This window comes from Nostoc sp. 106C (assembly GCF_002154725.1).
Classification (GTDB): Bacteria; Cyanobacteriota; Cyanobacteriia; order Cyanobacteriales; family Nostocaceae; genus Aulosira.
In genome coordinates this window covers 78,903-101,655 of record NZ_MTAW01000087.1, presented here as the reverse complement: position 1 = coordinate 101,655, position 22,753 = coordinate 78,903, and the positions used below count along the sequence as shown (strand labels likewise).

Sequence of the window (22,753 nt, the reverse complement as noted above, 5' to 3'; positions counted from 1 at the left end):
AATTTCAATAACAACAATTGAGGTGGCAATATGAATAATCAAGACAAGACTCCTGAAGGGATAACACCATTACTGCCTTTATGGTCTTATCAACTACAGCAGGATTCAAAATTGACTGTGAAAACTAGGAAGGATTTGGAAATTCATTTGATTACTCGCGCTTTGAAGGATGAGGGATTTAGGCAGGAGTTGATGGCTAATCCTAAAGCGGTGGTGGAGCAAGAGTTAGGATCAAAATTGCCAGAGGAGTTAGAGATTAACGTTCTGGAGGAAACAGAAGATACTCTTTATATGGTATTACCTTGCAATCCTTATGAGGGAATTTCTGAGGAGGATTTGAAGGCTTCTTTGGGGATGACTTATGAGGATGTTGTTCAGTGGGTGTTGGAGCAGCATAGGAACTCTTTGTTGGATGAAGAAAGCAGCGTGAAATTGATGACAAGAGCTTGGAGGAATGGGGCATTTAAGCAGGAGTTATTTAAAAATCCTAAGTGGGTAATTGAGAAGGAGTTTAATAAAAATCTTCCCGAGGTGATTGAGATCAAAGTAGTGGAGGAGAATTATTACAATTTATATGTGATTTTTCCTAATATAATTGATAATCTCGATACTAATGAAGACTTTTTTGATCTATTAAATTTGAATGTACAGATTGTAATGGGTGGATCAGGAGACTTGGCTGGAGGATGCAAGATTTACGCACCAGGCACTTGTTATTTTGGTACTTGCGAAACGGGAATATTAACCATAGGTGGGTGTACTTTTCCTCGATGTGGAGATGAAGGTGGTTCACGCCCAGTATAGTTTGCTTAAATATCTGTGCCTGTAAATTAGGCACTTTAAATTTCTCATTAGTATAGATGCTGTGACATAATCGCATTTATACAAAAAATCTCTTTTTATCAGTATTTTGACTATAGGTATAAAAGCATAATAAAAGTTAAAAACCTGTCAGAAATCTTACACTTATTTTGATATTACTAGGGTCAATAATCATTATGCATATTTCCCAAGAAAAATTGATTGAAATTGTAGAACTAGCCAGTACTTTTGCAGAAAAAATAACTGATGATTTTATTCCCGTTTTTAATAGAGAAAATGATAGTAAAATTAATTCTATAATTGGGGATTGGTGTCAGATTATAGCGGATGGAGACCAAAGTGTCTTTGAAAAACGCTTGGCATGGGACGGTCTCGATTTGAATAAAATTCGTAAAGCTATTGCTTCTGTAAAACTCAATGACAATCACACTTTACCTGAATGGGCAAACACTTTTTATGAAGGTATCAAAGGAGTTACTTATGAGAATAAAAAAGAAATTTTTAACAATCGGTTTTTATCTCAGCAACAGCCAATACCTTTTGAAGAAGTTTTATTGGAGTTCATATGTGTAGCTAGAAGAAAGCTGATAACTCAAGTAAGTCATAGCTACTATCTGCTTTCAGATGAAGCACATACTGAACTCGAACGGAATCTACTAGAATTACTGTCTGGTATTTGTTCACCTTCATTAGAATTTGAATTTTCGGTTTTTTGTGCTACTAGACAATCTACAGTTTCCCGTTTATCGCTAAAGAATAGTGAGGATTTCAGCAGGCTATACCAAAGTTTTATAAAGAGTCTGATTCAGAGCGAATTGGTAACCTTTTTCCAAGAATATCCTGTCTTAGCTAGGTTGTTAGGAAAGTTAATTAATTTATGGGTCGATAGCACTGTAGAGTTTATCAAACGTTTAGAATCAGATTGGGATAAGATTCAAAACACGTTCCAATCAAAACTGGAAAAAGTTGTTAGCATCAAGCCTCTAGGAGATCGACATCATAATGGATGTTCGGTTATGCTGGTTGTTTTTGATTCTGGATTAAAAATCATCTACAAACCAAGAGATTTAGAAATCTATCAAGCTTATTATCACTTGCTAGAATGGTTAAATCATAATTCTAAATTTTTAATATTCAAGTTAATTAAAATACTTAACTGCTCAGAATATGGCTGGGTTGAATTTGTAGAGTCTGTACATTGTAAAAATATAGAAGAACTAAGGCACTACTATAGGAGATGTGGTGCTTTGCTCTGTCTGGCATATCTTCTTGGCGCAACTGATTTACATTATGAAAATATCATTGTGCATGGGGAACAACCAGTATTAGTTGATTTGGAAACACTGATGCATCCAAAAGCTCAAGAAGTGGCAGAACCGGGAGCTAATAAAAATGCTCAATACTTGGCTATTGAACAAATTTCTAGGTCTGTACTCAGTACAGGATTGATGCCCTTTGTTTTTAAGTTAGAAGGCGAATTAAATCAGACAGGTTTACCATTTTACAAATGGAATAATATCAATAATGATAATGCAGTAGATGCATCTTCTATCATCGGTTGTAAAATATCTAATGACCTGGCACATGAGTTTGCAGAGGAAATTGTTGAAGGTTTTAGGCAAATATACAGCTTTCTTGTAGAACATAGAGAATCGCTCTTAGCACCAAATAGCCCTTTAACATATCTAGCCCATCAACAGGTACGATTTATATTTCGTCACACTGCAACTTATAGTTCTATTTTAAGAAAATCACTACAACCAAAATATCTTTGTAATGGTGTTATTTGGAGTATTCAGCTTGATGTTTTAAGTAAAGGAATGTTATTATCACATACCAAGCCTTATTTTTGGCCACTAATGATGAGCGAAAAGCAAGCGCTGGAACAACTAGATATTCCCGTCTTCACTTGTAGTTCAGATAGCATCGATTTGAAATTAAGTTCTAATCAAATCATTTATAATTTTTTTAAAGAGTCAAGTTTTAATTTTGTCATTTCCCATTTTAAACATTTTAATGATGAAGATTTGAAACTACAGATTGGCTTCATTCAAGGATTAGTTTATTCGAGTATAACAACTAATTATCATGAATCTTCAATACCTGGAAAAATAGATAATTCTTTTTATACAGATGCATCCTTGACGCAATCAAAAATCACTCAACAGGCTATTGCAATTGCTGTAGCTTTGCAAAAACAAGCTATCAGTGGGACTGATGGAAGTGTCACTTGGATTGCCCCACAATACGATTCTGAAACAAAACAGTTTCTACTCAAGCCCTTGGATTATGGCTTGTATGCTGGCACATGTGGGGTGGCTCTATTCTTGGCAGCGCTAGAGAAGGTCACAGGTGGTGCTGGATTTCGTAACCTCACTCTGGGCGCTTTACAGTCCCTTCGCGAAGATATTTATAAATCCGTTTTTACTCAAATTGTCAAAAGAATTGGTATTGGTGCTGCTGAGGGGTGTAGTTCATTCATCATAACATTGGTACGTATCTCTCATTTTTTGAATGAACCAGTACTTTTAAAGGATGCGAGGAAAGTTGCATCTCTAATAACCCCTGAACTAATTCTTGCTGATAGTAAATTTGATATTCTTTACGGTTCCGCAGGAGGAATTCTGGGATTGTTAGCGTTATATAACGCTACTGCTGATTCAGAACTTCTTGAACAAGCAATTACTTGTGCTCATCATTTATTAAACAACCGTGTAGTTAGTGATTCAAATTACAAAACTTGGAAAACTCTCGATGGCAATTTACTTACTGGGTTTTCTCACGGTGCAGCAGGAATTGCTTATGCCTTGCTGCGTTTGCATCAAACTTGCGGTGAGGTAGCTTTTCTGGAAGCAGCCTATGAATCGATCTCTTTTGAAAACAGTATTTATATACCTGAGATGGGCAATTGGCTACCATTCAAAGCAAACTCGCCTGAAAAGGATCATAGCTGTATGTGTTCCTGGTGTCATGGGGCTCCCGGCATTGGTTTAGCAAGAGTAGGTGGGCTAGAAATTTTAGATACATTTGAAATTCAACAAAATATTAAAGCCGCAATTAAAACTACAAAACAACATAAACTCTCAGAAATAGATCATCTCTGTTGTGGCAATCTAGGTAGAATTGAATTTCTTTTTACTGCGGGTAAAAAACTCTCCCAACCTCAGTTAGTAGAAGCAGCAATAGCACAAGCATCACAAGTTGTAGATCGTGCAAAACATAGAGGAACTTTTGGCTATAGTCCTTTACTGGGTTACAATCCCGGCTTCTTCCAAGGCGCAGCCGGAATTGGCTATGAACTACTGAGACTAGCTTACCCAGACCAACTCCCCTCAGTCCTGCTGTGGGAGTAACCCATGACTGTCTCCCCCTACAAATTAAAACATAAAATACAAGGAGCATTGCGTCTAAATCGAGCCTTGCAACTTGTATGGCAAAGCAGTCCAACTTGGACGATCACTCGTATAACACTCCTAATAGTACAGAGTACACTGCCCTTACTTTCACTCTATCTGATGAAGGTAATTGTAGATGCAGTCTCCACCGCCATAGCATCACCCAACAAACAAACCGCTTTCCAACAGATAGCGCTGCTTATTGCACTCACAGGCACAGTTAACCTGATTATTGCTTTATGTAACTCGATCACAGAACTCGTTAACACCACCCAGGCGGAAATCATCACCGATCACATGTATGGCATTGTTCATGCCAAAGCCATTGAAGTGGATTTGGAGTATTACGAGAATTCTCAATACCACGATACTCTGCAACGCGCCCAACAAGAAGCTTACTTCCGTCCCACCCATATCCTGAATAGTTTGTTGCAGCTAAGTGAAAACACTATCTCATTAGTAGCAATTGCTGGCTTACTATTCTGGTTCCATTGGGAAGTCGCAGCCATTATGTTCGTGGCGACAGTTCCCGGTCTGTTTGTGCGTTTAAAGTATGCAGGCGAGATGTATCATTGGAAGCGCAAACGCACAGCCACACAACGCAAAGCTTATTACCTCGATTGGATGCTGACCAATAGTTTGCACGCCAAGGAAATTCGGCTGTTTGATTTGGGTTCTCTGTTCAGTCGCCGCTTTCGCCAATTAAAAAAGCAACTCTACCGGGAAAGCCTTGCTATCTCTCAAAGAACTGCCGTTACAGGGTTGGTTGTCCAAGCAAGTGCCACCCTGGCGGTATATGGTTCTTATGGTATCATCGCTTACCAAACAGTTCAAGGCACCTTCACCCTCGGCGACCTGATTATGTATTACCAAGCATTTCAGCGGGGACAAAGTGCGCTTCAGGGGGTGTTAGGAAGTGTAGCTGGTCTTTATGAAGATAACCTATTTCTCTCCAACCTCCACGAATTCCTTGATCTTAAACCCAAGGTGGTTGAACCGTTACATCCTCTACCCATCCCTCAACTCCAGCAAAAGGGGATTCAATTTGAGGGTGTGAGCTTTCAATATCCTACAAGCGATCGCCAGGGACTAAAAGATATCTCTCTGACTATTCGACCGGGGGAAGTAGTGGCGTTGGTAGGTGAGAACGGCGCAGGCAAAACTACCCTGATTAAACTCTTGTGCCGATTATACGACCCCACAGAGGGAAGCATCACCTTTGAGGGCGATGACTTGCGTTCCTTTGCAACCACAGATCTGCGCCGCCAAATCAGCGTCATTTTCCAAGACTATGCCAAGTATCATCTCACTGCTAAGGAAAATATCTGGTTTGGCAATATCGATCTCTCACCGGATGATAAACAAATTGAGGATGCTGCCTATAAAGCAGGTGCAGATGATGTTATAACCCGCTTGCCCAATAGCTATGACACCATTCTGGGTAGTTGGTTTGCAGATGGGGAAGAACTCAGTATCGGTCAGTGGCAGAAAGTAGCATTAGCGCGAGCTTTTCTCCGTAATGCCCAAATCCTCGTTTTGGACGAACCCACCAGCGCCCTGGATGCTAAAGCTGAAGAAGAAGTGTTTCAAAAATTCCGCCAATTGGTCACAGATCGTATGGCGATTCTCATCAGCCATCGCTTATCTAACGTCAAAATGGCTGATCGTATCTATGTTATGGCAAACGGATCAATCGTCGAAAGTGGCACCCATGAGGAACTGATGCAATTGGGCGGTAGCTATGCCCACTTATTTGAAACCCAAGCCCAACACTATCGATGAGTACTTTATGATCGCCTTATCCCAACATACTACTCAAGTGCCAACAAGCGTTAGGCGCAAAGAAATCGAGTTACTTCTGTGCTGTACTAGAACTCACATAGCCCCCTCAACAGCAGAGCGAATTAGGGTACTGCTCCAACAAGACATCGACTGGAAGTATCTCATCCAGATAGCAGATCGTCATGAGGTGATACCGCTCTTGTATCAGAGTCTGAATGTCACCTGCCCAAAAGCTGTTCCTCAAAATATACTCAAACAGATGCAAGAGCATTTCCACGTAAATGCTCTATATAATTTATACCGAAGTAAGGAACTGCTCGTTCTCCTAGACTTATTTGAGAACAATGGAATTCCTAGTGTTCCATTTAAAGGGCCAGTTCTTGCTGTTTTTGCCTACGGTAACCTATCACTTCGTCAGTTCGTCGATTTGGACATCTTAATACACAAGCAAGATGCTAAAAGAGTCAGACAATTGCTTATTTCTCAAGGGTATCAACTGCTAGTAGAACAACTAACTAATGCTACGGATGCTGAGGAAACATTATACTTGCAATCGGCTTGCGAGTACAATTTTTTGAGAAAAGATGGCAAAGTTGCAGTCGAACCTCACTGGGGGTTCACTCAAAGAAAGTTATGTATATCTTTGAATCCTGAAGATTTATGGCAACGTCTTGAAGAAATCACCCTGACTGGCAGAACAGTACGCACCTTCTCAGCAGAAGATTCACTATTGATAGCTTGCATCAATGGCACCAAAGATCATTGGAACAGTTTAAAGACTATCTGCGATGTTGTAGAACTAATTCGGGCTGATCAGGAGATGGACTGGGATACAGTTATAGAACAAGCTCGCATTATAGGTTGTCAGCGCATCCTGTTTCTGGGACTTTTCTTAGCTAGCGAGATGTTAGGAGCAGTCCTCCCAGAAAAAGTTTGGCAAATTGTGCAGACCGATGCGGCGGTAAAATCGTTGGCTAATGAGGTGCGCCAACGGCTATTTAATCAGGTTGCTCAACCGCCTAAACGTAAACGCTTTGGAAACAATTTTTCTATTTGGAATATTCAGGTCAGGGAACGTTTACGGGATAGAGCTTGCTACTGTTTTAATCTGATTTTTAGTCCAAATGAAGGAGATGCCGCACTTCTATCATTGCCCAGAAAACTCTACTGTTTGTATCCTCTGGTTCGCCAATTTCGATTACTAGGTAGGCTATTAGGAGCATCTCACTTTTTGAGGTAGCTGATACAGACAATAATCCATTGAGATAGGCACAGCGATGGGTAAGCACATTTTTTCATTTTCATTGTGCTCCAGAAATCTTTGTTCAACGGTCAATCAGTTTAACAGCAGATTCAACTGAATTAGAACCGGGTTATAGCCAATGTCGCGCAAAAGTGTTGCACGGTCGTACCCACTCCAAACGCTTGTGAGGCAATGCTTTCTACTTTAATCCCCGACTATTTTCTTAGCTTTTTCTTTCTCCAAAATTTGGCGATCCGTATTTATGTAGTAACAACTCTCAGTTCTGATGACTTGTGCAAGATACTGGTGGCGTAAGCCTCAATACGCTTGACTTACTGATAACAAGTACTTATTTGTGATTTACAATTTTAACAACTAAAAGTAATATCAATAATCTGATGATTCGAGAAGTATTTTTACAAACACAACGGCTACAGTAAATAAAAAGGAAAATTTGCGAGACCCGATCCTTAGGATTACCAAACTTTACACAAACTTTTTGCGGATTGCTGTGTTGATTCGGGAAAGACTATATTGTGATTTAACTGGTTTCGCCTTAGAGACTAATTTATTTACCAAGTAGTACAGTAGATTTAATCAAATGGATATGCAATTAATTAAAAGAATTGAAAAACCTATACCCAAAAATGTAGAAACAAAAGAAGAATTATCACAGCCAACTTTGAGAACTGATACTGGTGAGATTCAAGAGCCAGTAATTGAGAATAATCCAGTAATGGATAGCAATTATACTAATGTTAACTACATACCAGTACGTGACAATCCTCTAGTCCAATCTGTTGGCAATTCAGGCTGGCAAGCGTCTGAGATTTGGCGGGATTTGAGGATAGATAACTTCTATGACTGATAAAGTAGTCTAACAAAAGCGAAATTGCTTTCAAATTCCTTTCTTCAAAGTAGAATCCAATAAATTCGCCTTGGTTAACGCTTTCTTGCCACTTGTTATACTTTTACTCTTGAATCTTAATTTAGGGCATTACTTGGTGGGCGATCGCCCTAGCTTTGGTATACTCCATTTGCCCAGAACGTAACACCTCCAAAATATCTGCTAGCATACTCAGCAGCGGTAGCCGACTGATGCAGAAGCTTTCTGGTGATAGCTTACTCACTTTTACTCGGCACTCATCAAAGTTACCTAGTAAAACTATTTCCAGCTTTTTCTGTAGTTTAACCGCTGCAATGGCGCAGAGCAATCACAAAGCATCAGTGCGATAAATAGATTCAATCAACTCTTCAACTTCTTCTTCATCTAAGCATTGTTTCACTTGGTTATTAAACCATTTTATCTCTTCGGGTTCTGTGTTTTGGAGTTGATAAACTAATAATGTTCCTGCAACACGGGCAAAAGTTAGGGGTGATGGGGAAAGGTGGCTCAGTAGTTCGGATGCATTCTGGTATATTTGCATGACTGATGTTTCGTCTAAAGGAGACCCCAATTGAACGGAAAGCTGTTGTAAGCTCTCTTGAATAGATAAATGAAAGTCTGGCTCTTCTTCAAATGAAATATGGTTACTCATAAACGCTAACTAATTAGTGCAACAACTTGACGATCTAGCCTGACTATTTCGGCTCAAATGTCTACCATATTTTCACAGTTATTGGGTAATTTCATCGACTAAAAAGCATAACTGACGAAATTAATCTTAAATTTTACAGGTAATTAAAGAAAGATGATGAAACTGCTCCAAGTAATGCATTTGCCTATATTGAATTAGAGAGACGACTTTTTTATGTAGCGATAACTCGTGCCCAAGAAGAACTAATCATTTGCACTCAAGAGCAAAATCAATTTATCCAAGAAGCTGGATTAGTTACCCAAATAACTAATTATCTAGGAACTCAACTTCCTCAGTTGATGCACTACTTTGATTTTATTCCTGCTGATGTAAATTTGGCACATATTACCACAAAAAATCAGCAGGATATCATAAAAATATTACGTGAAGGAAGCCCATTGCAATTGAAGACCAATCAATGGGGTGATGGTTAGAATATTTGCACGGAAAGTAATGAACAAATTGGTTGCTTGTCACATAAGGGAAAAGAACTTTTTAGTAGAAAAAAAATTGTGCCTAACCAATTTCAATTTAAATTTGGTGAGGTAACAGTAAGATACATTTATCATCACATCAAAATAGATGATGTTACAGGAGATATTTTAGAAGATTGGTTTGTTGTAATCCCGAAAATTCAAGTCTGTCGCTAATAACTTGAATAATTTAGCTGGAACCGCAAGAAGCCTCACGTTCTACCCGAAGGGAAGCGTGAAATCGAGCTAGGTGTTTTCGGTCAAGTCTAATTTATCAGCACTGTTGTGTCCATTGAACGCAACACCAGCGCGTCCACATCATGTTAATAAGAACTAGAAAATAGTTGGTTGCGTACTACTATTCAGCCACAAGGGATGACGTGGATGACCTGCTTTAGTTCGACCTAGGCAGTAAAGACATTGCCTGCTAGAAAATAAATTAAGCACTGCCCGATCTCGCTTGAGAAAACTACCATGTATACCCCATGCCAAAATTATTAACTTGGCACGCTCTGCGGCTGCTAAAAGGTAGAGGTTATTATCGGAACCTATAGGCTCGCTTACTTGAAACAGATCGCGAGGTTTTGTAGCACGGTAAGCAAACAGATTGACTACTTCTAAAGAACCATAACCCCAAGAGTTAGCAAATTTAATACATTTACGAATAGTTGGATCGTCTTTTTCGGCATCAGCGGTACTCGGATTAAGCATGATAAAAGTAATTTGTGGATACTCAGCATCCCACACCCGTCTTAATAAATAACGATAAGACCCATCAATAATAGCGGTTCTTTCCATATGAGATATTTAAAAATCAACATTTAGTTTAATAGCTGAAAGAAATAATTTCCTGTGTTTAAGCATAAGGAGAAAGCTAATATAAATAGAAAAGGTAACTAAGAATGACTGAACGAGAATTTTCCAATTGGGAAGCGCTCTATCAAGAACAAGCCGTTGAAACCATGCCTTGGTTCAACCCAAGCTTAGATCCAGATGTCGAGGAAGCGCTCCTCAAACTTGAATTAAGCAATGGTTCGGTGCTGGATTTGGGAACAGGTCCGGGAACACAAGCGATCGCCCTAGCCAAACGAGGCTTTCAGGTGATGGCAACAGATTTGTCAGAGGCAGCCATTCGTCAAGCAGCAGCAAAAGCAAACCAGGAGGGTTTAGAAATTTCGTTTCGGCAAGATGACATTCTCAACAGTCGTCTGGAACAATCTTTCGATTTGATTCTCGACAGAGGATGCTTTCACGTTCTGCCACCCCAAAGTAGAAGGACTTATGTACAAACAGTTGCGAACTTGTTAAAGCCTAAAGGTTACCTGTTTTTGAAATGCTTTTCTCAAGAGGAAACAAGAGAACAAGGTCCTTACCGCTTTACGCCAGACGAAATTCAGCAGATATTCATAGAGCGATTTGCTCTGTGTTCAGCTAAACAAACGGTATATCATGGGACACTCGATCCACTTCCCAAAGCACTCTTCTGCATCCTAAAAAAGCATTAACTTTTTGGATGTAGGAATTTGGCAGCGTGTGTTCAGTTGCCTCTGGCGTTGTACGGCTAAGAAGAATTAAAGGTAGCAGGTAAAGCGATCGCACAGGGAAGAATATCATTGAATCTTTGAGTTGCAGTTAGAATTGTGGCTTCTTGATAGCTTAGAAAATAATCTATAACATGAAGTCATCGCAGAGAATTTTGATGATCTTGGCTGCGCTAATTGGAACCACCTCAATCGCTATCTTCATTTTCCAAACAACTAACAACTCATCTATTGCTTTAAGTGAACAATGGATAGTTACTGATGTTGTAGATGGCAATACCTTAACAGTTCGCCAAACCGATGGCAGCCAAATGCAAGTTCAGCTTTGTGGGATTGATGTTCTTGAAGTGAAACAGGATAAAGCTTTAGGACAACCATTAGCTAATGAAGCAAAACAGAAACTGCAATCGTTGGTTGCTGCTGCCGATAGTCAAGTAATAATTATTCCAGTACAAAAAAATAGTGAGGGACGTACTGTTGCAGAAGTTATGGCTCACGGTAAGGATGACATGGAAATTAGCTTTCAAGAAGAAATACTCAAGAGTGGTTTAGCTAAAATACATGAGTCAGGGATAAAATGCCCGAATCATTCCGCTTTTGAACAAGCTCAGAAACTAGCAATTGCATCCAAAGCGGGTATCTGGAAGCAGTCTAATTGAGAAAAGACTTGAAGCTATCGGGGACAGGCTTGGAAGTAAGGCATTTTCAAGAGAGAGTATGTTGTCCATATTGTCCATAGTTCCCATGCCATTGAAGAAGAATGCAGAATACATAATAATGTAAATCAAAAAAATGGTAGAAACTCAGATAGTTAAGTGCAGAGAGTTTCAAAAGTTAAGTTGTTCGCTCAATTGTTCATTCCAATCTTTAGTTTTTGGTCGCAGTCGTTTAGCGTGAGGTAAAACATCTTTGATTTGTTTAGCAATTTCATCAGCAGTTGTATCATTATCATAGGCAGCAACTATAGTGGGAATTTTTGTAAAAAATTCGGAAGTTGGTATGCTAAGAACGCTATCTGCGGCCAAATATAAAGTTTTCTCTTTTGGTGGTAAAACTATTGCAATCGAAAGTACTTCGATGGGAGATTTGACAATAACTGCGCGAGAAATTTCATCGCTTGTTTGTCCACCAATTGTTAGATGGAACCATCCAGCAGTACGTTTAGTACCTATAGCAAATCCAACAAATGTATTATCTCTACCCTGAGTACCGCGAAGAAAAGCGCCTGTGGTTTCTCCAGCCAAGTTTCGCATGATAAATACAGCATTTGCATTTTTGTCAGCGTAGATTAAACCGTTTGTGTGGAGAATATCAATTAAATATTCAGGAATTTTTCGTTGCGATGTCAAATAATTGTGTACATCTGGCCAATGAGTTTCATCGCTCAATGGTGGTTTGAAAGGAGAACTTAAATCGTATTTACTAATCTTTTCTACTTGAGAACGGATGTGATGGTTAAGAGCTTTAGTTAATTGAGTGGAAGAAAAATGCTCTGCTAACCATTTCAGTGCATTCTTAAAATTACATCGATTGACATGCATCACTAAATCAATTGCGCCACCACCACCTTTTTGGTAAGTGCCAAAGTCATAAAATTTTGAATCAATAATACTAATAATGTGTCCTTCTCCCTTCCATCGGTTCTGACCTTTTTTATCGGGAAAAAGTCCTAACTCGTAAGCCACATCATCTAAAGGTAAATCTCGTAAAAGTTCCGCTTGTGCTTTCAACTGAGCTACTTCTAACTCAAGTTCAGAAATGCGTTTTTCTAAACTCTGCCGTTCTCTTTCGGAAGCTAAAGCCGTAAGAGCTAACTGTTCTTTTTCGCTGAGTATTTGTTCTCGGTCAGCTAGTTGATAATTAATATTGTTGAGAGTAGGTTGAAGAGTTTCTTGAACTTGTTCAAGATATGTAACTGCGTTTTGATTTTGTTGAGGCTGAGGAAAAATTTCTTTGATATCTAAGTTAAATGTTTGCTGGTTGACTTGAGCATAATATTTTTTGATATCTGTGTGTTTGGCTCTTGAACCTTTGATTCCCCGTTCAATGCCAAGATGTGCAACTGCATTAGCAAAGCTGTCCTGCATTTGTGACAATTTTTGTCTGCCATTGAATAGCGCTCGGCAGTTGAGTTTCCCATAATGATCGAGCGGGACTATATAAGCATGAATATGAGGAGTTACTTCATCTAGATGTAACTCGGCTCTGACGACTCTATCCTTGTAACGTTCTAGCAACCATTTAATAGATGCCTCGACAAAATTATCTAAAAGGTCTTGGTTGTAAGTGCCTGCTTGTGATGGGTTTTCGGGACGGAAATATTGAGGGCTGGCACTCAATAACATTTCTATTCCTAAGACAGCGTTGGAGCGGATTTTTTGGTTGCCAATTTTTTGTTTAAATAGAGTCTCCAGATCTATATCGTCAGCATTCCCAATTACCCGAATATTTTTTATTGATGGGTCTGCATTAGGAGTATCACGCTCTCTAGTGGTGTGCAAAGAGCTGCTTCCAAGTTCTCCCCAAGACTTGATTTTCTGAATTCTGCAAATTGCGTAAGTAGGCATATTTGCATCATGCCACAGTCGGGATACAGAAATTATCTATGCTTGCTGGGTCAACATTTATTTTTATTTCTTAAAAATTATTTTACCAGACTTGACATTGTAGGAAAACTGCTAGTCTTAACCTCGCAACCCTTACTAATCGCAGCGAAGGGGTGGGGGAATCACCAGATAGATGTGTACACCCAATAAGTATGGGTTCCCTACTAAGCACAGAACGTGATGCAAAACGTTTTTTGGTTTTCAGACAGGCGACATGGTACGCGCAATTCTCCCATCTGGGAAGTTTGCAGGTGTCCATGTTGGTAGATTAACAGTCCCTTGAAAGCGGAGCTTTTGAAATCAGAACACCAACTCTTAAGGTTAGTCCAGTTAGTTACAAATATTGCAAGTCGGTTCACTGCAATGATGGATATATGTATGCATTTTCCACAAATGTCCAATGAATCGGCGCTATTAGGAATAGCGATCGCTGTTTTTATATAAGGGTGAAAAAAGCTTGTCACATCTACTCATCACTCATCACTACTTGTTACAGCATAGGGAAGACTCTTCATAGATCGCTATATCTTCCAAGGACTTATAAAATGTTTGTTTCACAAGGGGAGAATGGAGACTTTGGTATCCGCTCAAGTCAGAATTGTGTAGTAAGTACTCTAGAAAACTACACGAAAAAAATAATAGAAGAAAAACCATGATGCCGAGAACTGTAATTCCCGGTATCTTTATGATAGTTGTTTCCAGGACACGATTAAATTGCTCATCTAGAATCGTCTATATCGTATATACGCGGATATCCCGTATGCGATGATGGTAGTGGGGAAAGTTGGGGAAGTAGGAGGAGATAGGGAGGTAGGGGGAGTAAGTAAATATTAGAACTCGAAGCAAATGGTTAAAGAACTGGTTAGAAATCACTTCTCCACAACAAAAGCGCGAGGGAATGGTGGAATATCCGCAGATAAATATAAAACTTCTGTCTGAAGAAGACCGGGAGTTGGTGAAGCAGGCCAAGCAGCGTGCTGAGGAGTTGCGCCTCACTTTTAAGGAGTTTGTGCTGAATTGTATTAAACAAGCACTTGTGGAAGAGAGTGCGGATGGTGTAAGTGCAACTGCTGCTGAAATTGAGGCTTTGAAAGCTCAAATTGCCGCCCTGGAAGAGAAGGTGAATATTCCTTCTGCGACCAAAACGGAAGTACATACCCTGCAAGAGCGGTTAAATCAATTGCGGGTGGGGATTTCAAATGAAATTAAGAAAGATAGGGAGCAACTTGCTTCTTTAACGCTGGCGATCTCCCGACTTGAAAGCCAAATTGAACAGCTAATACCTTCCTTAAATCTTCAACTGGATGGCGAAGGTAATGCCGACAGTGATAGCGACTGGCTTTTTGGGGAAGGCTCAGGTAGTTTGGGAGGAGAAGATGTTGAGGGTTTTTGAAATTGGTTTTGAGTCACCCGAATTAGACTGCACACGTTCAGACTCGCCTTACTCATGCATAGTAGTATGATTTTACTGAGATAGACAGGATAGTAAACTGCTGCCACCTGTCACAATGGCCACACTAAAACCTTTTTTTAATCTTCATGTTACAAGATTTTGGGTATACCACCAAATCTCAATTATGCGTAAAATATCATTTGTAATATGCAACAAAAAAGGAGACATAGACTTAACATTACGGGTCAATTGTTGAATAATTTTTGTTTTATGCCTATGTTTAGTAATAGCTCTAAGTAATTCAAGAATTAAATAATCTCTATAATGAGGAACTATTGCCTCGTTGTAAAGCTTATAAATAAATTCAGCAGCAACATAAGGAATATAGTCTTCCGAAGATAGCTGATTTTCAAGAACTTTCAAAACTGCTGTGTAATCTGGTTTTAGACTCCAATCTGCCCGTTTAGCAGATGCCAATAGAATTTCTGCATTTACAGGTGTGTAGTTATATCCCCAGTAAATTAATTGTAGAGTTGCATTACAATATGTGGAATTATCAATATACTTTTGTTGTAAACAATAATTCAAAATTACTTGTGTCCAAACACCTTGAACTCCTGAATCAGCTTTAGCATAGAAGCGTAACCACTGGTCATCAGAGTACAAAATACGACCAGTTTCACCAGCAAGAAGTGCAGTATCAACAAAAGACAAGCCTAGCACTTCGTTACGCTTCTGCCTTTCATCTCTACTAATAGTTAAAGCTCGTTTACACGGAAGAATAAGACAATTATTTCGTACCCAAGTGATAAGTTGCTCAAAATATAATTTCCTTTGAGCGACTTCATCAGGACTAAAAGATTGTATTACCTGTTGACCATTGACTGAAGCAAAAATAGAACAACCGCCTACACCGTATAATTGGCAATCTTGTACTATGTATCGTAGTAATTCAAGTGTAGACTGAGCAATACCAAATTTAAAAGCTTGGACAGCGATATCTGCTAATCCTAATTTATAAATGCTTAAAAGCGAAATTATATCAATAACTAAAAGATTTTCTTTTTGAAGTAAGGAAACAGCATCATCTAAATTCTCATTCGGATTTGACCAGCAATGTAAGCAGGGTTCATTACCATATACTAAAATTTCCCATAGTTCAATAGAATTTCTATTGTCTTGAATAGCAAAAAGTCCAAAAGGAATTTTCAATTCAGTGTATAAAGATTTTATTTTATTGAACCTTTCTTCGCGTTCTTTTAACATCTCACCATAACGCTCTAACCAATCAGGGTCGATGCCGTCTTTTTCATTACTTGGGACTTGTGCTATACTAAACCCCTGAATATCTGGTCTGTCTTCTATAAAATTAGAGCTGATATAGTTAGCTGCAAAATATTTATCTGTTATGGCAGCTATAATTAAAGAAGAATTTTTATTAAGAGGATTTTCGGAAATTTTGACCTCATGACCAAGGGAGTTACCTATTAATTTCTGGTAGAAGGTATCAGTAGGGCATAATTCTTGGCTTGAAAAATTTTTATTTAGATTTTCATCAATAATATACCATTTAGCATTATTCGATTTAAATTTATTTATTAAAAGTACACCACAAGTGCTTTCCACTTTTTGAAACGATTGGTGGCAATAACTATCGAAAGCTAGAGACGAAAATACTTTTATTCCGCTTATAGTTATTGGTAAATGTAAAGGCTTGATATCATTTTGTTCTGGATAAGGGAGTTTTACATAAAGATTCATTCCTTCAGCATACGACGTTATATAAAAAATATGTGCTTGTTCATAATTATGAAATTGTTGTCTTATTCGATAGATAATTTCAAAAAAATTATCTAATTTATTTGTTACTTTATAAAGAATAGCAAGCTGTTTACAAGCATCAAAGGATAAATTATCAATATTAGGATTTGAATCTAAAAATCTCTCTAAATCTTCAAAATTATCAGTCTCATAGTTCATTACTGCCAACCGCAACTGCATAGAAATATCATTAGGAACAAGTCTTAAGTATTGTTCACATATTTTGCGGACAGAGGGAAAGTCATCTATGCTTTGGTATATAAAAGTGGCAAGTTCTGATAAATGAGGAATAAGTACATCAATTCCATGCTGGTTTATTAGTTCTTCACAAAGATTTATTGCAGATTCGTGATCGCCTGCATGAAAGTAAGAGTTTAGTAATCGGTAAGTAAAATGATTATTTAATTTTTTATCTACAAATTTTTCATAAACTTCTACCGCATCACGGTAGTATTTGAGGTAGTATAGTAAGTCAGCTAGAGTTACCAAATCTCTAATATCAGTATTTAGTCCCAAACAAGCCTTTGCTTGTTCAATAAAAGGTCGAATACTATCCTCATTATTATTTCGTATAAGTACACTTATATGGGCAACAAGGTTGAGAATGTTATTTGGTTCTTCATCAAGCAAGCTTTGAGAAATTTCTTTAGCACTTTCGTAATCTCTCATTTCTAGATATAACTGCGCTTTTAAACGTGTAGCTTCTGCTTTTAGCTCTTCTTTTTGATTATTTAATTGGATATTTTCCAGCAAGTCTATCGCTTCTTTAAATCGACTTTCTCGCCCCATTAAACTTGCAGTTAATATTGATGCTTCATAATTCTCATTTAAGGGAATTTTTTGTAAATAGCTAATCGCTTGCGCTATTTCTCCCTTTTCGACAGCAATAAGCGCACGTTGCCTAATAAATTCATAATTTTTAGGTTCTAATTCTAAGGCAATTTCGATATCACGACTTGCTTCATTGTATCTCTTTAAAAGCCTTAATGCACTACTTCTATTAACAAGAGCAGCCAATTTAATTGTAGATAAATCACTTATGTTCGGGTTATTACCACCCAACACTTCAGTAAATAAAGTTAATGCTTTTTCTAGTTGTTCTATTTTAATTGAATCTATTTGTCCAACCAAGATAAGCGGAAAATCTTTAGCTATAGATTGCATCAAAGTAATAGCTAATAAAACTTTAATATTATCTAAATTGCCTTTGTTATGATTGACGACTGCTTGAAAATAATTTTCTGCTTCTTTACACAAATTTCTGTCCAAAGCTGCCTGTCCCAAAGCTGCCATTACATCTGGATTATTTTGATGAGCAGGAGGAACTCTATTGATAACTTGTTCTAAACTATCAGTAGCTGGAGCCATTTCAACTCGGAGAGAATGTGCTATTGAGTTAGCTGGATTTTTCTGTAAAACAACTTGAATAAGTTCCTCTGCTTGCTGATAATTTTTTTGTAGTGTGTATCCCATTGCTGCAAAAGCAAGGGCTTTTTCATCTTCTGGGTTATATTGTTTAGCTTCTATAAAAGCATCAGCAGCCTCGGAAATTTGCTCAAGTCCAAGTTTAGCCATTCCTATATTGGCTAGTAAGCGATACTTAATAATGAGGTCTAATTTTTTCTCCCACAATTCTGCTTTCAGGTCTGTCAAGTACTGTAGGGCTTGTTTAGGTTTTCCCTGGTTAATTAATTTGCACCCATTCTCAATTCGTGAATGCCTCTCATCAGTAAGATTTTCAGGTGTACCAGTGGCAGGAGAAATTAGTCTTTGGTTAATCTGAGTAGTTAATAGCTTTAATTGCTCTTGTAAAATATGAGTGGTGTCTTGTCTATTAGCTTCATGGGGCTTAATTCCCCACATCCAATGAGCAATATCTACATCAAAGGCAAATTTTAAGGAACGACCTGGGTAATCCAGTTGTTTGCGCCCAGCTTCCACAGCTTTTTGAAAAGTTAGCAGACCATCAATACGGTCTTCCCCTTCAGGCAGGTGCGTTGGTATGGTTTCTGAGCGGGCAAAACCTGTACATTCCAAAAGAACATATTCTCCACTGTCTACCAGATGGCGTAAAATTTCAACATCGGTTACTGTGTTACTTTGAAGTAGATGCAAATGCGATCGCAACAAATTATCTCGCTCTCTGCCTTCGTACATAACTGAAATGGCTACCAACGCATGACCTTCAAGTAGTACAAAAATAGGTATTAATTGATGCCCAAGGCATAAAGCACAAAACAGCAGAGCTAAATCGAGACAGGTTCCCTCCCTATTACCATTGATAATTTCATCCGGACGACGAATTTTTTGATTTCCTGTTAAAGTAATTCCTTTTTCTGCTGCGTACCAAATCTGTTGTTCTAGTAACTTGTTATACAGTAGTTCAATAACTGGGCTAAGGTTCTGGGGTGACTGCTGTTTTATGTCGTAAACACTTTGTTCTACAGGCAACAGGTTAGTTACGTTAGGGTCAATAAAACGGGCTATGCCCACCGTGTCAATTGGATGCCATTCCCATTCCATTGAACTTACTGGCTACCTAAAAAATTGCAGAAATAAAAATGTAAAATACAATTTGATAATAATCAATAGTATTTATACTCAATTTAAATAATTCCTAAAAGCCTGACTAAATCTGGAGCAACTGTAGTTGCAATTGCTATTTAGATTTATATCCCTTTTAATTGTAGAAAATGCATTCGTCCTGATTTCTCAGCTACAACAATAGTTACCCCATCAGGTAATACAGCACAAGCTTCAACTGAGCTATCAGCACTAAAGCGAGCAATAACTTTTCTACTCTCTAGATTCCAAACTGTAAGGGTATTATTACCTGAGGCAAAGATAACCTTTTGCCCGTCGGGGGTTACTACCACTGAATTAACCCAGCTAGTGCTGTCCTGTAGAGTATACAATTGGGTTCCACTTTTTAAATCCCAAATTCTTATTGTACCGTCACACGAACCAGAAACTACTAACTTCCCGTTTGGCGTTATCGCTATTGTATAAACAACCTTGGTATGACCCTTTAATGTATGTAGTTCTAACTTTTTATCTAAATCCCATATTTTCAAAGTACAGTCAGATGAACTAGAAACTGCTTGCTTTCCATCTGGGGTCACAACTACTGCGTGTACTGTATCAGTATGACCTTTAAGAATAAATGGTTCTGATTCTAGCATCCAAACTTTCACAATGCCATCGGAAGAAGCAGAAATTACTCGCTTGCCATCTGATGTAACTGCTACACAAGTAACAATACTTGAGTGGCTCCCTAAAGTATAAAGTTCATTTCCATTTTCCAAATCCCAAACTTTGAGAGTACGATCTTTAGACCCAGAGATAGCTTGCTTTCCATCAGGTGTTACTGCGATAGAAAAAATAGCACTAGCATGGCGCGCAAGGGTATACAGTTCAACTCCAGTATGTAAATCCCAAACTTTGAGGATGCCGTTGAAAGAACCTGCTATAGCACGTTGACCATCAGGTGTTAAGGCTAATGCACTAACTAAAAAATTGTTCTGGCAATTTAGACTGCACAACTCAACCCCGTTGTGCAAATTCCACACTTGCAGCGTACCATTTTTTAAAACTGAAACTGCCTGCTGTCCGTTTGGCATCACTACAACGGATCTGTCACTGCCAAGATGACGGTGTAAAACATACAGTTCTTTTCCACTTTCCAAATGCCAAATTTTAACAGTATTATCATATGAAGCTGAAATTGCTCGCCCGTCTGGTGTCAATGCTAGTGCTTTAATAGTTAAGGTATGAGCGTGTATGACAAGTAGCTCTGCACCAGAATTTAAATCCCAAACCCTAATCTTACCATCACTTGCAGAAGAAACTACTGACTGCCCATCCGCTGCAATTGCTACTCCGTATACCTTACCTGTATGACCTCGAAAAGTGAACAGTTCATTCCCATTTTCCAAATCCCAAACTTTCAAACAGTTGTCACTTGAGCCGGAAACTGCTCGTTTTCCGTCTAGTGTCACCGCAATCGCAGATATTGGTGCAGTATGACCTTGTAGGGTAAGGATTTCAGTCCTCATCCCTAAATTTTGAATTTTTAAAATATTATTATTGAAGGCACACAACCCCGCTTTCCCATCTGGCATTGCCACCACATCATTGATTCGTTCGCAATAAAATCGTAATCTCAATGTGTTTATTTCTTTACCTCTTAGCAAATCCCACATTTTTAAAGTGCCATCTACAGAGGATGAGACGGCTTTTTTTTCCTTTGGTATGACTGATACAGATGTCACTTCATGCTGATGCCCTTTTAAGGTGCAAAGTTCTTGCCTAGTTTGCAAATCCCAAACTTTAAGAGTGCGATCGGCAGAAGCAGAGACTGCTTGTTTTCCATCAGATGTTACTGCTATAAAATTTACCCTCTGCATATGACCTATGACAGGGGGCAGTTCAGATTCCATCTCCAAGTTCCATACTTTGAGAATGATGTCTCTGGATGCAGAGACTGCTTGTTTTCCGTCAGGTGTTACTGCTAAAGCTAATATTGGCGCAGTATGGCCCCTTAGTGTCAATAATTCTGTTTTTGTCTTCAAATCCCAAACTTTTATACTATGGTCACTTGAAGCTGAAAGCACCCTTTGTCCATCTGATGTTACGACTACTGCATTGAGCACATTGTTATGTCCAAGCAAGGTGTAAAGCTCTTTACCATTCTCCATGTTCCAAACTTGAATTGTGCCTTTTGCAGATACGGTAATAACTCTATCTTCATCCGGAGTGACTGCTATTGCATTGACATTTGTTGCTTTGATAATATGTATTTCTATATACTGATTTAAATCCCAGATCCTCAAAGTATTATCATCAGCGACAGAAATGGCTAGCCTTCCGCTTGGTGCTACTGCTACATGTTTAATTAAGCCAGTATGTCCTTGCAGAGTGCGTATTTCTAAATACTTATTTAAATCCCATACTTTGAGAGTGCGATCGCTTGATGCAGAGATAGCTCGTTCACCATCTAAAGTAACTGCCACTGAATTAACTCCTTGGGTATGACCTGTCAAGGTATGTAGCACCAAGCATTTATCCAAATCCCATACTTTCAGGGTATTGTCCCTAGATGCAGAAATTGCAAGCCTTCCATCAGGTGTGATTGCCACCGCCTTGACCCAATCAGTATGTCCTTCTAAAGTAGACAGTACTGCTCCACTTTCCAAATCCCAAATTTTGAGTGTATTGTCGTTAGAGGCAGAGATGACTCTTTGCCCATCTGGCATCACAACCATAGCATTCACTACTTGGTTGTGACCTGATTGTAAGTTGCGTAGCAATGGTTCGTGAGGGGATATTAAGCTACGAACTAAAGGGCGTAACCAAATACCAGTCTTTCTTTTTAAAGCATGAGCCGTTAGTAATTGAATTATGTGGTCTTTTGAATCCATCAAGCGACCTAGTAACTGTTCAGGCAGTTGTTTTCTATCCTGATTTAAGGTATTGGATGATAACCGAAGTGTTCCTTGAATCAATCTCAAGCTTTTCCTTTTTTCTTCAGGTATCGGAACTTGAGGGTTTTTAGCTAGATTATAATCTTCAATCAATTCCTGTGGGGTTAATTCAGAAACTTTAGCTTCAATAAAATCAAAATTGGTTAGCAGCAAATGTAATCGCTCTGTACTAGCTGCTTCTGCTAAATGAGTTGGTAAATCTTGTAGAGTAGCTCGTCGTAAATCAGGCGGCATTTTTGCTAACCTTTCATTTAAATTACTCATACTTTTCTGGACTAGGGAAATATAATTACTCTGTTAATTTTTTGTAATAAAGGTTAATTTATCAAGTGCAACCACGCAGGTGATTATGATATCCGGCTAATTAGTTACAATTCCCGATCTATGCGGAAAACCCAAAAACCTTTCCCTCTGCTCCCCTGCCTCTCAGCGGCCTAAATGATAAGTCTTTCACCGAAAATGATATGAATAATTGTTTTTGGAGAATTATGTTAGGTTCAAATCAAATTAAGAGCAAACTTTACCGAACAAGTGTTGTCCGTATTGCCAGTTGCTCCAGGAACAACTATTGCTGCAATACTTTCTGTTGCTTTGCCTTGGTATGAAAACTGTTGATC

General features: G+C 38.5%; 15 protein-coding genes. 9 read left to right on the top strand and 6 right to left on the bottom strand.

All coding sequences use genetic code 11. The features are described 5' to 3' along the window. Positions 1 to 30 precede the first annotated feature (30 nt). The 5 genes from BV375_RS09890 to BV375_RS09870 all read left to right on the top strand — a co-directional run bounded on the left by BV375_RS09890 (position 31) and on the right by BV375_RS09870 (position 8,110). Positions 31 to 804 carry an NHLP leader peptide family RiPP precursor gene (locus tag BV375_RS09890; RefSeq protein WP_086759894.1) on the top strand — a complete coding sequence of 258 codons (774 nt, stop codon included), beginning with the start codon at positions 31 to 33 and terminating at the stop codon, positions 802 to 804. Positions 805 to 998: 194 nt separating this feature from the next. Then, on the top strand, positions 999 to 4,175 hold the full coding sequence (locus BV375_RS09885) for a type 2 lanthipeptide synthetase LanM family protein (RefSeq protein ID WP_086759892.1): 3,177 nt from the start codon (positions 999 to 1,001) through the stop codon (positions 4,173 to 4,175). Between the two features lie 3 nt (positions 4,176 to 4,178). Continuing rightward, positions 4,179 to 5,999 (top strand): ABC transporter ATP-binding protein, encoded by a 1,821-nt coding sequence (locus BV375_RS09880; protein ID WP_086759890.1) that lies wholly within the window; start codon positions 4,179 to 4,181, stop codon positions 5,997 to 5,999. Further along, entirely contained in the window at positions 5,959 to 7,239 is a 1,281-nt protein-coding gene (locus BV375_RS09875) for a nucleotidyltransferase family protein (protein WP_086759888.1), read from the top strand. Before BV375_RS09880 ends, BV375_RS09875 begins: the two co-directional genes overlap by 41 nt. Before the next feature lie 604 nt (positions 7,240 to 7,843). Then, complete coding sequence (locus BV375_RS09870; protein WP_086759886.1) at positions 7,844 to 8,110, top strand: hypothetical protein; 267 nt, start codon at positions 7,844 to 7,846, stop codon at positions 8,108 to 8,110. A 121-nt stretch (positions 8,111 to 8,231) separates the two neighbouring features. On the opposite strand, the gene BV375_RS36730 is transcribed toward BV375_RS09870, so the two are convergent. Together BV375_RS36730 and BV375_RS09865 are read right to left on the bottom strand one after the other, a co-directional pair. Beyond that, positions 8,232 to 8,372 (bottom strand): hypothetical protein, encoded by a 141-nt coding sequence (locus tag BV375_RS36730; protein WP_166507420.1) that lies wholly within the window; start codon positions 8,370 to 8,372, stop codon positions 8,232 to 8,234. Positions 8,373 to 8,456: 84 nt separating this feature from the next. Next, positions 8,457 to 8,780: a hypothetical protein gene (locus tag BV375_RS09865; protein ID WP_086759884.1), complete on the bottom strand. Its 324-nt coding sequence runs from the start codon at positions 8,778 to 8,780 to the stop codon at positions 8,457 to 8,459. Positions 8,781 to 9,331: 551 nt separating this feature from the next. Between BV375_RS09865 and BV375_RS36725 the strand changes: the two genes are divergently transcribed. Then, on the top strand, positions 9,332 to 9,469 hold the full coding sequence (locus BV375_RS36725; RefSeq protein ID WP_166507419.1) for a hypothetical protein: 138 nt from the start codon (positions 9,332 to 9,334) through the stop codon (positions 9,467 to 9,469). Between the two features lie 156 nt (positions 9,470 to 9,625). On the opposite strand, the gene BV375_RS09860 is transcribed toward BV375_RS36725, so the two are convergent. Then, positions 9,626 to 10,090 (bottom strand): DUF1643 domain-containing protein, encoded by a 465-nt coding sequence (locus BV375_RS09860; protein WP_086759882.1) that lies wholly within the window; start codon positions 10,088 to 10,090, stop codon positions 9,626 to 9,628. 104 nt (positions 10,091 to 10,194) lie between these two features. On the opposite strand from BV375_RS09860, the gene BV375_RS09855 reads away from it, so the two are divergent. Both BV375_RS09855 and BV375_RS09850 read left to right on the top strand, forming a co-directional pair. After that, on the top strand, positions 10,195 to 10,797 hold the full coding sequence (locus BV375_RS09855; protein ID WP_086759880.1) for a class I SAM-dependent methyltransferase: 603 nt from the start codon (positions 10,195 to 10,197) through the stop codon (positions 10,795 to 10,797). A gap of 170 nt (positions 10,798 to 10,967) precedes the next feature. Further along, positions 10,968 to 11,492, top strand: coding sequence for a thermonuclease family protein (locus BV375_RS09850; protein ID WP_086759878.1), 525 nt, complete (start codon positions 10,968 to 10,970; stop codon positions 11,490 to 11,492). A 168-nt stretch (positions 11,493 to 11,660) separates the two neighbouring features. Here the strand turns inward: BV375_RS09850 and mobV are convergent, their stop codons facing one another. Next, entirely contained in the window at positions 11,661 to 13,400 is a 1,740-nt protein-coding gene (gene mobV / locus BV375_RS09845) for a MobV family relaxase (protein ID WP_086759876.1), read from the bottom strand. A gap of 940 nt (positions 13,401 to 14,340) precedes the next feature. Between mobV and BV375_RS09835 the strand changes: the two genes are divergently transcribed. Beyond that, entirely contained in the window at positions 14,341 to 14,832 is a 492-nt protein-coding gene (locus BV375_RS09835) for a hypothetical protein (RefSeq protein ID WP_086759938.1), read from the top strand. A 144-nt stretch (positions 14,833 to 14,976) separates the two neighbouring features. Here BV375_RS09835 and BV375_RS09830 read toward each other — a convergent pair whose 3' ends face one another. Further along, positions 14,977 to 19,176: a tetratricopeptide repeat protein gene (locus BV375_RS09830; protein ID WP_086759874.1), complete on the bottom strand. Its 4,200-nt coding sequence runs from the start codon at positions 19,174 to 19,176 to the stop codon at positions 14,977 to 14,979. 146 nt (positions 19,177 to 19,322) lie between these two features. Then, positions 19,323 to 22,400, bottom strand: coding sequence for a PQQ-binding-like beta-propeller repeat protein (locus BV375_RS09825; RefSeq protein WP_086759872.1), 3,078 nt, complete (start codon positions 22,398 to 22,400; stop codon positions 19,323 to 19,325). Positions 22,401 to 22,753 lie beyond the last annotated feature (353 nt).

Coding starts and splice junctions, on each gene's coding strand:
- BV375_RS09890 (WP_086759894.1), top strand. CDS start 31: ATGAATAATCAAGACAAGACTCCTGAAGGGATAACACCATTACTGCCT.
- BV375_RS09885 (WP_086759892.1), top strand. CDS start 999: ATGCATATTTCCCAAGAAAAATTGATTGAAATTGTAGAACTAGCCAGT.
- BV375_RS09880 (WP_086759890.1), top strand. CDS start 4,179: ATGACTGTCTCCCCCTACAAATTAAAACATAAAATACAAGGAGCATTG.
- BV375_RS09875 (WP_086759888.1), top strand. CDS start 5,959: ATGCCCACTTATTTGAAACCCAAGCCCAACACTATCGATGAGTACTTT.
- BV375_RS09870 (WP_086759886.1), top strand. CDS start 7,844: ATGGATATGCAATTAATTAAAAGAATTGAAAAACCTATACCCAAAAAT.
- BV375_RS09865 (WP_086759884.1), bottom strand. CDS start 8,780: ATGAGTAACCATATTTCATTTGAAGAAGAGCCAGACTTTCATTTATCT.
- BV375_RS09860 (WP_086759882.1), bottom strand. CDS start 10,090: ATGGAAAGAACCGCTATTATTGATGGGTCTTATCGTTATTTATTAAGA.
- BV375_RS09855 (WP_086759880.1), top strand. CDS start 10,195: ATGACTGAACGAGAATTTTCCAATTGGGAAGCGCTCTATCAAGAACAA.
- BV375_RS09850 (WP_086759878.1), top strand. CDS start 10,968: ATGAAGTCATCGCAGAGAATTTTGATGATCTTGGCTGCGCTAATTGGA.
- mobV (WP_086759876.1), bottom strand. CDS start 13,400: ATGCCTACTTACGCAATTTGCAGAATTCAGAAAATCAAGTCTTGGGGA.
- BV375_RS09830 (WP_086759874.1), bottom strand. CDS start 19,176: ATGGAATGGGAATGGCATCCAATTGACACGGTGGGCATAGCCCGTTTT.
- BV375_RS09825 (WP_086759872.1), bottom strand. CDS start 22,400: ATGAGTAATTTAAATGAAAGGTTAGCAAAAATGCCGCCTGATTTACGA.